Origin of the sequence: Hyphococcus sp., from assembly GCF_965267305.1 — a bacterium.
Taxonomy (GTDB): Bacteria; Pseudomonadota; Alphaproteobacteria; order Caulobacterales; family Parvularculaceae; genus Hyphococcus.
The window spans coordinates 1,341,478-1,356,528 of sequence record NZ_OZ253945.1 but is presented as its reverse complement, the minus strand read 5'-3'; the positions used below and the strand labels follow the sequence as shown (position 1 = coordinate 1,356,528).

The following is a 15,051-nucleotide window of genomic DNA, read 5'->3' as shown; positions in this document are numbered from 1 at the left end:
GGATTGATTCTTGAAAAAGCCGGGTCTCATCTTCATCGCAGGACCGACCGCCAGTGGCAAATCGGCGGCCGCGCTGGCGCTCGCCCGGACCCTTGGCGGCGAAGTCATCAACGCTGACGCCATGCAAGTCTATGGCGATTTGAATGTTATAACAGCCCGACCAACTGCGGATGACGAGGTCAAAGCGCCGCACCGGCTTTATGGCGTATTGCAAGGGGTTGAGCGGTGTTCCGCCGGGCGCTGGGCGCGTTTGGCCAAAGATGTGTTATATCAGTGTCAGCAGCAGGGGAAGGTTGCAGTGGTCTGCGGCGGGACCGGGCTCTATTTCCGCGCGCTCGAAGAGGGGCTGTCGCCCATACCGGAAACCCCGGGGGCGACAAGAGCGGAGGCTGAGGCGCGGCGCCGGGAGTTGGGACCGGAAGCGTTTCGCGAGGAAGTGGTGGCGCATGATCCGGATATGGCGCGGCTGCCCGCCGGCGACAGCCAGCGCCTGATCCGCGCCTGGGAGGTTTTTCGGGCGACGGGCAAGCCCCTGTCCTGGCATCAGGCGCAGCAGCGCGAACCGCTGATCGACAAGGTGGATGCGCGCATCGTTATCGAACCGCCGCGAGATGTTCTTTATGCGCGCTGCGATGCGCGGGCGGTGGAGATGATGCGGCAAGGCGGCGTTGAAGAGGTAAGGGCGCTTCTCGAACGCAATCTCGATCCCGCCCTCCCGGTGATGAAAGCGCTCGGCGTTCCCGAAATCGCCGCCATGTTGCGCGGCGATATGGACGAAACAGAGGCGCTCCAGATGCTGCAGCAGAACACGCGGCGTTTTGCAAAGCGCCAGCTCACATGGTTTCGCAATCAGGCCGCGGACTGGCCGCGCGCGGCAACTGCGGAAGACGCTGAAGCGTGTATTTTGGAACAGCTCGGTTCACTGTAACGTGACGCGGCGTTTCGCCGTTTTGCCGCTAGTTTTGCGTCAGCGGCAGGAGGAGAATGCCCCATGGATAAGATGAAAAATTTAGTGGCCGGGGCGGCGTTCGCCGTTGCGGCGATAATCTCAGTTGCCCATGCAGACCCTGTTGAGGAGATGCTTGATGCGGACAGCGCCTTTGCGGCGATGGCGCAAGAAGATGGCGTTCCCACAGCCTTCGCCGCCTACGCCGCCGAAGATGTGCGCATGTTCCCTGAAGGAAGCGCGTCCTATACCGGCCGTGCTGCGCTGATCGAGCGCTTTGCGACCTGGCCAGAGGGCGCGACGCTTGAGTGGACGCCGATGACCGGCGCCGCAGCCTCAAGCGGCGATTTCGGCTACACTTGGGGAACCTATGTCTTCACGGCGCCAGGCGAGGACGGTGATACGTCCTCATACGGAAAATATGTCTCCATCTGGCGCAAGGATGGCGGCGAGTGGAAATTCATCGCCGATATCGGCAATCAGGGGCCTGCGCCTGAACCCGCAGATTAAGCGGGAGTGAGGAAAAGCGCGCGCTCTTTTTCGCGGCGCTCCGTCAGATGCGCAATGACTTGCCCGCCGCCTCTGTTGTGATTGCGGAAATTGTCGGCGGCTTGGGCGTAGTCGCCTTGATTGAGCGCGGCGAGAACGGTGCTGCGCGAAAATCCGCCCGATCCCATATTGTAGGCGAGGGAGACGAGGGCGGAGAACTGGTTTTCATTAAGCGGCACAAGGACCATTTTTTTCACCGCGTCTTCCGATGCGCGCACATCCTCGCGCAGCAACTTTTCGGCTTGCGCTTCCGTTATCGTCATGCCGGCTTGCGCGGTGCGGCTGTGGCCGTAGCCGATCAGCCATTGGCCGCCGGCGCTGTAGGCGTCGAGGCGCAGGCTTTCGCTGTCCTTGATGATCTGAAGACCTGCGTCGTTCATGTGCAGACCGGCATTGGCGGCGTTGCCGAGATCGCCGGAAGCCGGAGTCGCCGGCGGCGTAATTGTCTCGACAGGGCCTGTGGTTTCCGCCGCTTCATCAGCAATGGGGGCGTCGCTTTCCGGGATCGGCTCGCCGAGCCGTCCGAACCATCCCTCAACGCTGGAAAAGGCCCCGTCGGCCGCGGACCGCGCCCAGCCCGGAAGGCCGTAGCGGTCGCCCACAAAGAGACCCAGCACGAACAATAACAGCCAGACAACGAGCCGGAAACGCATCAGATTGCACCCCTCTTTGCCCCGGCCCGGCCGATGCCGCGCCTTTTCCCCAGCTCATGCTGACGGCTGCGAACGCAAAGATCAAATCAACAAGGAGCGAAAGGTTAATGCGCGATTGCATTCGTTGTGAGGTGGCGTTATTTAATCACACCAATTAACGGGCCGTCCGGGGATGGAGAAGGCGGGCCCATCGGGTAAACTGGCGCAAAGGTCGTGGATTCGGCCGGGCGCGCCAAAACCGTGGGACCAGGCGAATTCGCGTGGCGGGGTGCGTGACGGCCGGTTCAGCGTAAAGCGGGACCCTTGAGGGTATGGTCGAGTTTCTGCGCCGTCTCGGGCGCTTTCTGACATCTATGGACGCCAAGGCGATCACCTCCCTGGCGGTGTCTGTCCTTCTTCTGGCGTTTGTCGTCTTGATGCTCGCTTACGGCCAGCAATGGCTCAATCTCGAGCGCGACGGCGAGTTGAGCCGGATGCTGATGAAGGCGGCGGAATCGAGATGGGCGATCCTCGGCGTGATTTCGATTTTCGCCTTTCTGGCGCTCACCGGTTTTCCTCAAATTCTCCTGATCACGGCGACGGTTGTGGTGTTCGGGCCGCGCGACGGCGCGATCTATTCCTGGATCGCCACCATGGCGAGCGCGACGCTGACTTTCGGATTAGGCCATTTCCTCGGCGGGCGCTGGGTCCGGCGTTTCGGCGGCGAGCGTGTGCAGCGCACGATCGATTTCATCGGCCGTCACGGGATCATCGCCAGCGGCCTCGTCCGCGTGGTGCCCTCGGCGCCCTTTATCGTCGTCAATGCGGCGGCGGGCGCGGCGCACATCCCCATGTGGAAATTCTGGACGGGCACAGGCGTCGGCATTATTCCGAAAATTCTGGTAGTGGCCTTCCTCGCAGCCTTCACGCCGGACGCGAACGCCCTCAAAGACGGGGTCGCCGGGGTGGTCGATTTCTTCACCACAAGGGATCCCGCGCATCTTTCCATCGTGGCGCTGATCGTTGTCGGCTGGCTCGGCTTCCTGATCCTCGTCCGCTGGCTCTACAGACGCCTTCGCAAGCGGGAAAATGTTTATTAAGGAAATCTGCGCGGGTTAAAGAATCTTGTTAGACCGTAAATGACATAGAGCCGAAACTCCCTGCGAAAAGCCTCGCGTTTTGGCTTTTGTTGACGATTTAGGAACGCATTAAGGATAAGACCGTCCGTGACTTTCAGTACCTGCGAATAGGACCAGCCCAATGCTTTCCACTCTGTTCGGCATGCTTTCAGCGGACATGGCCATCGACCTCGGCACGGCCAACACCCTCGTTTACGTCAAAGGTCGCGGCATCGTTCTCAACGAGCCTTCCGTCGTCGCCATCGAGACCCGTCAAGGCCGCAAGATCGTCCGCGCCGTAGGCAATGAAGCGAAAGAAATGCTGGGCCGCACGCCGGGCGAGATCGAAGCGATCCGCCCCATGCGCGACGGCGTCATCGCCGACTTCGAAGTCGCCGAGGCGATGATCAAGCACTTCATCCGCAAGGTTCACAACCGCCGTTCTTTCGCGTCGCCGCGGATCGTCGTCTGCGTGCCGTCCGGCGCGACGGCGGTTGAGCGCCGCGCGATTCAAGAGTCGGCGCTGTCCGCCGGCGCGCGCAAAGTCGAACTCATCGAAGAACCCATGGCCGCCGCCATCGGCGCCGGTCTTCCCGTCACCGAGCCCACCGGCTCCATGGTCGTTGACATCGGCGGCGGCACCACGGAAGTCGCGGTCCTCTCGCTCGGCGGCATTGTTTATTCGCGCTCCGTGCGCGTCGGCGGCGACAAGATGGACGATGCGGTCGTCGGCTATATCCGCCGCATGTACAACCTTCTGATCGGCGAAGCCTCGGCGGAGCGGATCAAGAAGGAAGTCGGCAGCGCCATGATCCCCACCGAAGGCTCGGGCGTCACCATCCAGATCAAAGGCCGCGACCTGATGCATGGCGTGCCCAAGGAAGTCCGCATCGGCGAGGCGCAGGTCGCCGAAGCCCTCGCGGAACCGGTCAGCGCCATCATCGAAGCGGTCAAGGTCGCCCTCGAAGCGACGCCGCCGGAACTCGCCGCCGATATCGTCGACACGGGAATCATGTTGACTGGGGGCGGGGCGCTCCTCAAGAATCTCGATCAGGTGCTGCGTGATGAAACCGGCCTGCCGGTTTCTGTCGCCGACGACCCGCTCTCCTGCGTGGCGCTCGGCACCGGCGCGGCGCTGGAAAACACGAAAGCAATGCGCGGCGTTCTCTCTTCCGCAATCTAGGGCGCGTCCCCTGATGCAAGCGAGCGAGAACGGCGCAACCAAACGGAATACGTTCGCTAAGCATGGAATATCTCGGGCAGGACCGCAGGGAGGGGCTGGGACGGAAAGCGCATTCCCGCTTCGTCCTGATTTTGCTCATCCTCGTCTCAGTGCTTTTGCTGTTGTCGAGCCTTTACTCGGCGCAGGCGTCGGTTTTCAAAAAAGCCCGCGAAGGCGTGATGGACGCAGCCTCGCCCGTGCTTACGCTGTTTTCCGGACCCATCGCCTATGTAAACGGCGTCTTCGGCTCCATCGGCGACTATTTCAGCGTGATGGAGCAGAACGAGGCGCTGCGGCAGGAAAACGCCGAACTGCGCCAGTGGATGAACGAGGCGCTCGAACTGCGGGAAACCGTTGCATCCTACGAAGCGTTGAAAGGCTATTTGGCGCCGCCGGAAGCGCAGCCGATCAGCGCCTTCGTCATCGGCGAATCCAATGACGCCTTCGCCCGCTCCATGATTGTCAACGCCGGCCGCGCCAATAACGTCGAGGTCGGCCAGGCGGTGGTGGACGAGAACGGCCTTGTGGGCCGCATTGTCGAGGCGGGCGGCGACGCCTCGCGCGTGCTCCTTCTCACCGACATTCAAAGCCGCATTCCGGTCTATGTGGAAGGGACGGATGTGGAAGGCATCCTGGTGGGCAACACGCGCGCGCGTCCTGTCATCAGTTTCAGCGCGAGCGCCGAAGACGCCGAGGCCGAACCGGGAGAGCGGGTGCTGACTTCCGGCGCCGGCGGCGCGCTTCCGCGCGGCCTGCCGGTTGGCGTCGTCACCGGCGAAAGCCGCGGCGACATCACGGTCGATCTTTACGCCAATTACGCTCGCACACGCATGGTGCGCGTCATCAATTATGCGTTCCCTGCGGTGGAGCCGGTTCCCGCTGAAGAAGAGGCGCTTGAAGAAGAAGCGCAAGCGGATGCGGAAGCCGGGGCGCAGACTGAAACCGACGCCGCTGAAGGCGGCGAGGCTACGCAAATTCCGGCGGAGGGTTAGGCCCCATGGGCTATCGCGCGGAAAATCTTTTCCGGCTGATGAAAGCGGCGGCGCCGACCGTTCTAGGACTTCTTGGCGTCCTCATGCTCGCAACGCCGGTCCGGCTCTTCGAGGGCTTTGCGCCGACGCCGATCATTCCGCTGGTCATCGTTTTTTTCTGGTCGGTTTACGGGCCGGACTATCTGCCGCCCCTCAGCGTCTTTTTCATTGGGCTTTTACAGGATCTGTTAACCGGCGGGCCTTTGGGGCTCTGGCCGGCGGTTTACCTTGTCACGCAATTCATCGTGATGTCCCAGCGCGCCTATTTCCTGGGCCGCGAACAAAAGGTCGTCTGGATCGGTTTCGCCTTTGCAGCGCTCGGCGCCGGGCTTATTCTATGGCTCGTGATGAGTCTTATGTCCGGCGTGTTATTGCCTGTGCGTTTCCTTCTGTTGCAACTGGCGGCGACGGTCGCCATCTATCCGCTGTTCGGCGCGGTCTTCGGCGAACTGCACCGCCGCGTGCTGGTGGAGGCGTAAATGGCCGGCGTGAACGCACATGATCCGGAACGTCAGGAAACGGTTTCCCGCCGCACCATGCTCCTGGGCGGCGGCGTCACCCTTTTGTTCGGCGGGATCGCGGCGCGGCTCTATCAGCTTCAGGTCGCTGATCATCAGAAATATCTGGACCTCGCGCAGGAGAACCAGTTCAACCGCCGGGTCCTGACGCCCCTGCGCGGCGAAATCGTCGACCGCTTCGGCGCGCCTCTAGCCTCGAACCGCAAGAACTTCCGCGTGCTCCTCGTGCCGGAGCAGGCGAGGGACGTCGATGCGATCCTCGACAAGATCAACAAGATCACGCCCGTCAGCGAGGAAAAGCGCGCGCGCATCATGCGTGAAATCCGCCGCCGCGGGGCGTTCACGCCGGTGCAGATCGCCGACAATCTCTCCTGGGAGAATTTTTCGAAACTCAATTTCGAGCTGCCGCATCTCTCCGGCGTGCTGCCCGATGTGGGAGAGACGCGCGATTATCCTTACGGCGCCGATGCGGCGTTCGTGATCGGCTATGTGGGCGCGGTCACCGAACGCGATCTCGCCGCGCAGGAGAGCGACGAAGATCGCCTGCTGCTCCGCCAACCCGGGTTCAAAGTCGGGCGCGAAGGACTTGAGCGCACCTACGAGGAAGAGCTCCGCGGCGAAGCCGGCGCCATGAACGTCAAGATCAACGCCCATGGCCGCGTCATTGAGGAAATGACCGACAGCGCCGTCCCCCCGGTGCAGGGACGCACATTGACGCTGACCATCGATTCCGAATTGCAGGCGCACGCCATGGAGGTGTTGTCCGTACCTGCAGAGCGCATGCCGGACGAGCCGCAGAGCGCCGCCGCCGTGGTGATCGATGTCGTCACCGGCGACATTCTCGTTCTTGCGTCAACGCCTGCGTTCAATCCGAACGATTTCAATGTGGGCATCGATCCTGAGCTCTGGAAAGAGCTCAACGAAAGCCCCTACAAGCCGCTTTTGAACAAACCGCTCTCCGGCGTTTACCCGCCGGGTTCGACCTTCAAGCTGATCTCCACCATCGCCGCCCAGCGCGCCGGGGTGAAACCCGGCCACAGCGTTCATTGCAGCGGGCGCGTCTGGTACGGCAACCGCTATTTCCATTGCTGGAAGCGCGGCGGCCACGGAACCGTCAACATGAAGGACGCGCTCAAGCATTCCTGCGACACGTTCTTCTATGACGTTGCGAAAACGCTGGAGATCGATGTTCTCGCGGAAACGGCGCGCCAGTTCGGTCTCGGCCAGACCTACGAGCTCGGCATCCCCGGTCAGCAGCGGGGCGTCATTCCCGACCGCGCCTGGAAGCGCGAATACTTCGCCGGCAATCCGGCGCAACAGCCATGGTTTCAGGGCGAAACGCTCTCCTGCATCATCGGGCAGGGTTATGTGACATCGACGCCGTTGCAGCTTGCGGTGATGACGGCGCGCCTAGCCACTGGCAGGGCGGTGCGCCCGCGCCTCGTGCGCGCGGTCGGCGATCTCATTCTCCCCCCGCCCGAAGCGCCGTTGATCGATGTGGATCAGGATCATCTTGCGGTCGTGCGCGCCGGCATGAACGCGGTCACCAACGAATACGGCACCGCCGCGCGCTCGCGACTCGATGATCCCGAATGGCAGCTCGCCGGCAAGACCGGCACCAGTCAGGTTTATGCGATCACCGCGGAGGACCGGGCCCGCGGTCTTGCCGAGCCCGAGGATTTGCCCTGGGCGCGGCGCGACCACGCCCTGTTCGTTTGCTATATGCCTTACGACAATCCGCGCTATGCGTGTTCCGTCGTCGTCGAACACGGCATCGGCGGCAGCCGTGCGGCCGGACCGAAGGCGCGCGACATCATGAAGGCGGTGGCTGAAAAGGATCCTGCATCCCGCACGCCGCTCGATCCGCGCTCGCTGGTTCGCATTTCCGGCGCAAGGGAGAGTTAGGCGATGTCGTCGATCATTCTTCCCGGCCGCCGCCGCGGTGTTCGCGACAAGTTATCCCGCCTGCATTGGCCACTGATTATTTTGCTCTCGATCATTGCGGGCGCTGGCGTCGTCACGCTTTACTCGGTCGCCGAAGGCAACTGGCAGCCCTGGGCGATGAAGCACGGCCTCAGATATCTCGCTGCGCTCGGCGTTCTGATCGGCATTGCCATGGTGCCGATCCGTTACTGGATGGCGCTTGCCTATCCCGCTTATTTCGCCGCGCTCCTTGCCCTCGTCGCGGTGCCGTTCATCGGCGAAGTCAATATGGGCGCGCGGCGCTGGATCGAATTCGGCGGCTTGCAGTTCCAGCCGTCGGAAGCGATGAAGATCGGCCTCGTGCTCGGGCTTGCGCGCTATTATCACGGACTCCGCGCCGAGCAGGTTTCGCACATACTCTATCTCATCCCGCCCGCCCTGATGGTCGGCGCGCCGGTCGGTCTCATTTTCATCCAGCCCGACCTCGGCACGGCGCTGCTGCTCGCGGCGACAGGCGCGATTATGATTTTCGTTGCTGGGCTTTCCTGGCGCATCGGCTTCCTCGGCGTTCTCGGCGGCCTCGCCGCCGGCTATGCGGCTTACCGTTTCGACGTGCTGAAAGAATATCAGCTCAAGCGGATTACAACCTTCCTCGATCCCGAGCGAGATCCGTTGGGGCAGGGCTATCACCTGTTGCAGTCGAAGACCGGCATCGGCTCAGGCGGGCTTACGGGCAAGGGCTTTATGGAGGGCACGCAGGCGCAGCTGAAATTCCTGCCGGAAATGCAGACCGACTTCATCTTCACCGTTTTCGGCGAAGAGTTCGGCTTCGTCGGGGCGGTCAGTCTTTTGCTGCTTTATCTCGCCGTAATCTACGCCGGGCTTTCCATCGCCATGCAGTCGAAACTGCATTTCGCGCGCATGATGACCATCGGCGTCGTCGGAACCTTTACGCTGTACGTACTGATCAACACAGGCATGGTCATGGGACTCGCGCCGGTTGTCGGCGTGCCTTTGCCGCTGGTCTCCAATGGCGGCACCGTGATGCTAACGATCATGGCGGCGTTCGGCCTGGTCATGAGCGCTTATGTCCATCGCGATCAGGACATGTACCGGTCGGGAGATCTTTAGAGTTCAGTATTGCGCGAGATGCGCTTCGAAATGCACGCAGAAGAGGTCGAAACGCGACTGCGCCTCGCCGAGCATTTCCGCTGCGCTTGCCGCATCGCCGGCCTTGCAGGCTTTTTCAATGGCTGCCGCCGTTTCCGCGAGCATTTGCGCGCCAACATTGGCGGCCGAGCCTTTGACGGCGTGGGCCGTGCGATAGGCGTCCTCGAGGGCGCCGCCGCGCACGCCGTCCGCCAGCATGCTCAGGAGGTCTGTTGTAGAGCGCTGAAAGGCATCGAGAATCGCTCTCGTGCCATCCACACCGGCGGCCGCGATCAGGCTGTCGATCTGGTCCATTTCGATGGTCGCCGTGCTTTTTGCCTGCGCTTCAGTCACCCTTTTCGTCCCCGTAATCGGCGTTTCGGCGCTTATTCCGCGCCTTTACAGCCTCCCTGTCGGCCCCTGCCACCGTTTTACGGGTGGGCAATTGAGCAATATTTGCTAACAAACGTAAAAATTTGTCTAAAATCGCAGAATACGCCAATTTGGCGTCTAAGGTCTTAAGGGGAAATTATCTATGCAAGGCAGTGCGGGCGAAGGCGCCCATTGGTCCTCAAGGGCCGCCTTTATCATGGCCGCCATCGGCTCCTCGGTGGGGCTCGGCAATCTTTGGCGTTTTCCATATGTGGCGGGCGAAAACGGGGGCGGGGCCTTCGTTCTGTTTTACGTCCTCTGCGTCATTCTGATCGGCCTGCCGGTGCTCGTCGCCGAGCTCTTCATCGGCCGCCGGGGCGGCATGTCGGCGGTCGGGAGCGTGGTTAAAATCGCCAAGGCCGAGGGGCGCTCTCCGCTATGGTCGCTGCAATCCTGGATCGGGATGCTCGGCGCCTTCATTATCTTAACCTTTTATTCCGTCATCGCCGGCTGGGTGATCGCCTATGTGGTGATGATCGGGGGCGGCCTCTTCACTTCCATCGGCGCGAACGGGCTGGCGGGGCTCTGGGCCCCGGCTTTCGAAAGCCTCACCGACGAACAGGTCAGCGCCAAACTCGGCGAGCTTCTGAACGATCCTTCCCGGATGATCCTCTATCATGCGATTTTCATGGTGCTGACGGTCATTATCGTCATGCGCGGCATCAAGGGCGGCATCGAGGCGGCGGTCACCTGGCTGATGCCGGCCTTTTTCATCCTCCTTGTCATCTTGTTCTTCTATGCGCTCGCCACCGGCGACAGGGCGCAGGGGCTCGACTTCCTGCTTGGCGTGCGTATCGGCGACACGGAGCTTGCCGACGGCACGATCCGGCGCGGGCTCCTTCACGGCATTCAGGACGGGTCGGTGATTTCCGCGGCGCTGGGACAGGCCTTTTTCTCCATCGGCCTTGGCTCGGCGCTGATGGCCACTTACGGCGCCTATATGCGCGAGGATCAGGACTTGCCGCGTTCGGCGCGTCTCGTGGCGCTCGCCGATACGGGCGTCGGCATTGTCGCCGGCCTCGCGATCTTCCCGATCGTTTTCGCCATGGGTCTTGCAGCGGGCTCCGGCCCGACTCTGATGTTCCAGACCCTGCCGCTCGCCTTCCACGGGATGCCTTTCGGAGGGCTTTTCGGTCTGGCGTTTTTCCTGCTCGCCTTCTTTGCGGCGATCACGTCGTCCATCGCTCTTCTGGAAACCTCGACAAAATGGGTCGATGAGCAGACGAAGAGCGATCAGCGTATTTTCTCCGCTGGCGGCATCGGTCTCGTCGTTTTTATCATCGGCGTGGGCAATGCGCTGAGCCAGGTGCCTGCGACGGGTCCCAATGGCGAAGATCAGTCGACTTTCTGGAACACTTGGCATCCGCTGGGCGACATCGTTCTTTTCAGAAACATGGAGCTGTTGAGTTTCCTCAGCGCCACGACGGACATCATCTTGCCGATCGCCGGTTTCATCACAGCAGTCTTCGCCGGATGGATCGTTTCCACCTCGACGGCGCGAGAGGCGATCGGATTTAAATCGGAAGCGTGGTTCAAACGCTGGCGCTTCCTGATCCGCTGGGTATGCCCCCTCGGCATCTTCATCGTGATTTTCTATTCGGTGCTCTGGCTTCCCTATATCGCGCCGATGATCGGTGTTGGAACATCATAAAGAGAACTGAGCAGCGCTTGCATAAAAAGCCCGGCTGGCAAGCCGGGCTTTTTCGTCTGTGCACGGTATAACTTCGATTTTCAGGCGCTGCCCCGCGCCGCAACGTATTCCGAAAAAATGCGCCCTGCGTTAACCTTTCGCCCCTTGCCATGAGGCGCGGCGCGGTTCATTCTTTCCCCAGCTTTCAATCAACGAGAGGAGGTGATCCGATGTCGAGTGATTTCTTGAAGCCTGTGAGGTCTTTGCGGAAAGAACGCGCTTCGGAGCAGCCTTCGAACGCCGTTTGACCGCCGGATTGACGAGATCTTGAGGCTTTTGGGCTGAAGAAATCGCGGGAGCCCCGTAAGAGGGCTTTTAAGGGCCGTCCTTTCGGGCGGCCCTTTTCATTTGAAGCAGGCCGGCGCCATGGCGCTGGAGGAGCCATGCTCAGATCAGGGCAGGCTGCGTTCTAGAATCTGCTGGAAATAGTGAAGCGCGCGTTGACTGGTTCGCCGGTCGAGATGTTGTCATTGCTGTGCGCATCCGGAAAGTAATCCTCGTTCAGCAGGTTTTCCAGATTGACCTGTAAGCGAATGCGATCGTTCACATCATAATAAAGCGCCGCGTCGACGCGCACGAAGCTCGGAACCTCGACAGCGTTGTCTTCGTTTACGAAAAAACTCTCCTGGTAGGTTGCGCCAAGGCCGAAGCCAAGCGCATCCGTGACTTGAACATTGTTCCAGATCGAAAACATATGTTCCGGGGTCTGGCGGGTCCTGTTGCCATCCGCGCCGCCGCCATCGACGATGTCCACTTCGCCGTCGAGATAGCTGTAGCCGGAGGAGATTAGCCAGCGATCAGTCAAGCGGCCAGTCAGTGCGAGCTCGAAGCCCTTTGTTTCGGAACCGTTGATTATAATCAGTTGCGCCGGATCTTCAGGATCGACGGAGGTAAAGCTCTCGCGGTTGAGTTCGAACAGCGCCGCTGTGAAGCTCAACTCCGGTTTGATGTCCCATTTGGCGCCGATCTCCTTGTTCTTAAAGAACTGCGGACGCGTGCTCTCGGCGTCGAGGTCGAGCGTCAGAAACTGATCGCCTGACCGCGGCAGGAATGTTTCGCTGTAGCTTGCGTAGAAGGAAACATTGTCAGCAGGCTTGAAGATTGCGCCGAGCCGCGGCGTGACTTCTTCATCCGTGCGACTGAAGGCGGCGCCGGCGGCAATGTCGTTCGCGTCGATTTCAAAACGGTCATACCTTCCGCCTAGGATAACGATGAAGTTGTCGGTGATGTCGATCTGATCCTGAATGTAAACCGACGTGAAGGCGACCTCGGATGCAGTGTTCCGCGCGGGATCGGAAAAGGCGAATGCAGGGATCACCAGCGGATCGGTGAAAAGAATGGTGATCTGGTCGTCATCATTGACCGCGAACGCATTGTCGTTGCGCGAATTGGTCGTGTCCTGATCGCCATATTCAGCGCCAAGGAGAACGGTGTGGCTGAAAGGGCCGGTCTGGAATTCGCTGACAAGATTGGCCTGAACGATCAGATTGCGCCTGTCGGTGAAGTCCTGATAGCCGTCAAGGGTCACCATGCTGTTTGCTGCGTCGAAGCCTGCGGCGTAAATGTTCTGATAGAACTTGTCGTAGTCGGCATATTGCACGGTGAGGTTTCCGCGCATGATCTCTGAAAAGGAATGGTCGATCCGGCCGCGCAGGATATGGGCCTCAAGCGTCGTGCGGTTTTGATCGGCGGATCCGAAGAAAGTATTGTCATATCCTTCAAGGGGAATGTCGGGCCCGTCGGCCACGGCTACGGATGGGACGCCCCGGTCCACGACGCGATCGTCATTCACATATTCGTAGGAGAAAAGCACTTCCGTGTCTGGCGTCGCCTGGAACGCAAGCGTTGGATTGACGGCGTAACGCTCGCCATCAAAATAATCGCGATGGTTGTTCAGTCCTTCGTAAAAAGCGTTGAGGCGAAATGCGACACTGTCGCCGGCGGCGTAATTGACGTCGCCTGCGAGATTGTAAGCGCCGAACGTGTCAATGCTGGCGGTGAGCCCCGCGAACTGATCTTCGTAGTCGGGACGCTTGGTGACGCGGTTGATAACGCCGCCGCCGCCGCCGCGGCCAAAGAGAAGGGCGTTGGCCCCGCGCAGGATTTCGATCTGTTCAAGATTATAGAGCGGGCGAAAATATTGAACGTCGTCTCTAAGCCCGTCGATAAAGAAGTCCGCCGTGGTTTCGTTGCCGCGAATGATGATCGCGTCGCGGTGTCCTTCGCCCTGACTGATCGAAAGACCGGGCGTATATCGAAGGACGTCGCCGATGTTTAAGAAAGACTGATCCGCGATTTGGTCATCGGAGATGATCGACAGGCTCTGCGGGATGTCTATGATCGGCGTCGGGGTTTTCACCGCGTTCAACTTGTCCAGAGAAAGATATCTTCCCTCGACGATGACTTCATCGATCGCCGCGACCTGGATAAGCGGCGCGTCCTGAGCGCTGGCGGCCGTGGCGATCAGGGCGAGCACCGCTGCAGCGGAAAAAAGGCTGGGCTTCGACATGGGATAACTCTTCGGACAGGGGGCGAATTGCGAATAATTATCATTCCGGCTAACTTTCCTGCGAATGATTGTCAATTGCGCTAGGTCAAAGGAGCGTTTTTGCCGCGCCGGAGAGGTCATGGCGGGGCAGGCAACTTCTAGAGGCCATGACAAATGCTGCGGCCGCCCCTACATCAGGGCGCGCCACTAACAAGCGGAGCAAGCATGGTCGCGAAACTGAGCCCTGAAGAACGGAGCGCCTTTTTGAAGGACCATCCCGGCTGGGCCGAAGTCGAGAGCCGGGACGCGGTGAAAAAGAGCTTCGCTTTTGACAATTTCATTGAGGCCTGGGGGTTCATGAGCCGGGTGGCGCTGGCCGCGGAAAAGGCCGATCATCACCCCGAATGGTTCAATGTCTACAACCGGGTCGAGATCACGCTCACGACTCATGACGCCGGCGGGCTTTCCGAGCGGGATGTGGCGCTCGCCGCTTTTATCGAAGCGGCTGCGGGCGAGGACGACTGAAGAAAAGCGTCCGCGGTCATAAAAACGCCTCGCGAGCGCCTTCTATACGCCTGCGGCTCCATCTAGTAAGATTTTGAATTCACAAGGGGATTGATGAAAGATGGCGACAATCGCGCTTGTCGATGACGACGAAAACATCCTGACCTCCGTTTCCATCGCCCTTGAGGCGGAGGGCCATACGGTAAAGACCTTTGAGGACGGCGCCGCGGCGCTGGAATACATCAATGTGACGCCGCCGGATATGGTTGTCTCGGACATCAAGATGCCGACCATGGACGGTATGGAGCTGCTGCGCCGCATCCGTCAGAATTCGAGCCTGCCCCTGATCTTCCTCACCTCGAAGGATGAGGAGATCGACGAGGTTCTGGGGCTCACTATGGGCGCCGACGATTACGTCAAGAAACCGTTTTCCCAGCGCCTCCTGCTCGAGCGGGTCAAGGCGGTCCTGCGCCGCGGCCAGGCGGGCGAGACGCCGACCGAGGAAGAAGAAAAGAAAATCATGCGCCGGGGCGAGCTGACGCTCGATCCCATGCGCCACGCCTGCACCTGGAAGGGCAAGCCGGTCGTTCTGACGGTGACGGAGTTTCTCATTCTCGAATCGCTCGCCCAGCGGCCGGGTTTCGTCAAAAGCCGCGATGCGCTGATGGACGCCGCCTATGACGATCAGGTCTATGTGGACGACCGCACCATCGACAGCCATATCAAACGGGTGCGCAAGAAATTCCGGCAGGTCGACAAGGAGTTCGATTCCATCGAAACGCTCTACGGCGTCGGCTACAAATACAAGGACGCCTGATAAGGGATGGCTGATGAGGGCGGCATCGGGCG

At 60.6% G+C, this 15,051-nt stretch carries 14 protein-coding genes; 11 read left to right on the top strand and 3 right to left on the bottom strand.

Going from position 1 to position 15,051, the window contains the following annotated elements:
* Positions 1-10 precede the first annotated feature (10 nt).
* On the top strand, positions 11-928 hold the full coding sequence (gene miaA, locus ACQY5P_RS06425) for a tRNA (adenosine(37)-N6)-dimethylallyltransferase MiaA (protein WP_428409908.1): 918 nt from the start codon (positions 11-13) through the stop codon (positions 926-928).
* 63 nt (positions 929-991) lie between these two features.
* Entirely contained in the window at positions 992-1,456 is a 465-nt protein-coding gene (locus ACQY5P_RS06420; protein WP_428409907.1) for a YybH family protein, read from the top strand.
* On the opposite strand, the gene ACQY5P_RS06415 is transcribed toward ACQY5P_RS06420, so the two are convergent.
* Positions 1,453-2,148 carry a lysozyme gene (locus tag ACQY5P_RS06415; protein WP_428409906.1) on the bottom strand — a complete coding sequence of 232 codons (696 nt, stop codon included), beginning with the start codon at positions 2,146-2,148 and terminating at the stop codon, positions 1,453-1,455. The two genes, ACQY5P_RS06420 and ACQY5P_RS06415, sit on opposite strands and share 4 nt — an antisense overlap.
* A 311-nt stretch (positions 2,149-2,459) precedes the next feature.
* Between ACQY5P_RS06415 and ACQY5P_RS06410 the strand changes: the two genes are divergently transcribed.
* The 6 genes from ACQY5P_RS06410 to rodA all read left to right on the top strand — a co-directional run bounded on the left by ACQY5P_RS06410 (position 2,460) and on the right by rodA (position 9,070).
* Positions 2,460-3,227 carry a TVP38/TMEM64 family protein gene (locus tag ACQY5P_RS06410; RefSeq protein WP_428409905.1) on the top strand — a complete coding sequence of 256 codons (768 nt, stop codon included), beginning with the start codon at positions 2,460-2,462 and terminating at the stop codon, positions 3,225-3,227.
* Between the two features lie 160 nt (positions 3,228-3,387).
* Complete coding sequence (locus ACQY5P_RS06405; protein ID WP_375203747.1) at positions 3,388-4,428, top strand: rod shape-determining protein; 1,041 nt, start codon at positions 3,388-3,390, stop codon at positions 4,426-4,428.
* A 62-nt stretch (positions 4,429-4,490) separates the two neighbouring features.
* Positions 4,491-5,459, top strand: a complete 969-nt coding sequence (gene mreC, locus ACQY5P_RS06400) for a rod shape-determining protein MreC (RefSeq protein WP_428409904.1) — start codon at positions 4,491-4,493, stop codon at positions 5,457-5,459.
* 5 nt (positions 5,460-5,464) lie between these two features.
* Positions 5,465-5,977, top strand: a complete 513-nt coding sequence (gene mreD / locus ACQY5P_RS06395; RefSeq protein ID WP_428409903.1) for a rod shape-determining protein MreD — start codon at positions 5,465-5,467, stop codon at positions 5,975-5,977.
* The gene (gene mrdA / locus ACQY5P_RS06390; protein ID WP_428409902.1) at positions 5,978-7,921 is read left to right on the top strand and encodes a penicillin-binding protein 2; all 1,944 of its coding nucleotides are present in this window, start codon (positions 5,978-5,980) and stop codon (positions 7,919-7,921) included.
* 3 nt (positions 7,922-7,924) lie between these two features.
* Positions 7,925-9,070 (top strand): rod shape-determining protein RodA, encoded by a 1,146-nt coding sequence (rodA, locus tag ACQY5P_RS06385; RefSeq protein ID WP_428409901.1) that lies wholly within the window; start codon positions 7,925-7,927, stop codon positions 9,068-9,070.
* A 3-nt stretch (positions 9,071-9,073) separates the two neighbouring features.
* Here rodA and ACQY5P_RS06380 read toward each other — a convergent pair whose 3' ends face one another.
* The gene (locus ACQY5P_RS06380; protein ID WP_428409900.1) at positions 9,074-9,442 is read right to left on the bottom strand and encodes an Hpt domain-containing protein; all 369 of its coding nucleotides are present in this window, start codon (positions 9,440-9,442) and stop codon (positions 9,074-9,076) included.
* 181 nt (positions 9,443-9,623) lie between these two features.
* Here ACQY5P_RS06380 and ACQY5P_RS06375 point away from each other — a divergent pair, with 181 nt between their 5' ends.
* Positions 9,624-11,171 carry a sodium-dependent transporter gene (locus ACQY5P_RS06375; RefSeq protein ID WP_428409899.1) on the top strand — a complete coding sequence of 516 codons (1,548 nt, stop codon included), beginning with the start codon at positions 9,624-9,626 and terminating at the stop codon, positions 11,169-11,171.
* Positions 11,172-11,619: 448 nt separating this feature from the next.
* Here the strand turns inward: ACQY5P_RS06375 and ACQY5P_RS06370 are convergent, their stop codons facing one another.
* Positions 11,620-13,719 carry a TonB-dependent receptor gene (locus ACQY5P_RS06370; protein WP_428409898.1) on the bottom strand — a complete coding sequence of 700 codons (2,100 nt, stop codon included), beginning with the start codon at positions 13,717-13,719 and terminating at the stop codon, positions 11,620-11,622.
* A gap of 204 nt (positions 13,720-13,923) precedes the next feature.
* On the opposite strand from ACQY5P_RS06370, the gene ACQY5P_RS06365 reads away from it, so the two are divergent.
* Positions 13,924-14,223, top strand: coding sequence for a 4a-hydroxytetrahydrobiopterin dehydratase (locus ACQY5P_RS06365; RefSeq protein WP_428409897.1), 300 nt, complete (start codon positions 13,924-13,926; stop codon positions 14,221-14,223).
* Between the two features lie 100 nt (positions 14,224-14,323).
* On the top strand, positions 14,324-15,019 hold the full coding sequence (locus tag ACQY5P_RS06360; RefSeq protein ID WP_428409896.1) for a response regulator transcription factor: 696 nt from the start codon (positions 14,324-14,326) through the stop codon (positions 15,017-15,019).
* The last annotated feature ends 32 nt before the right edge of the window (positions 15,020-15,051 follow it).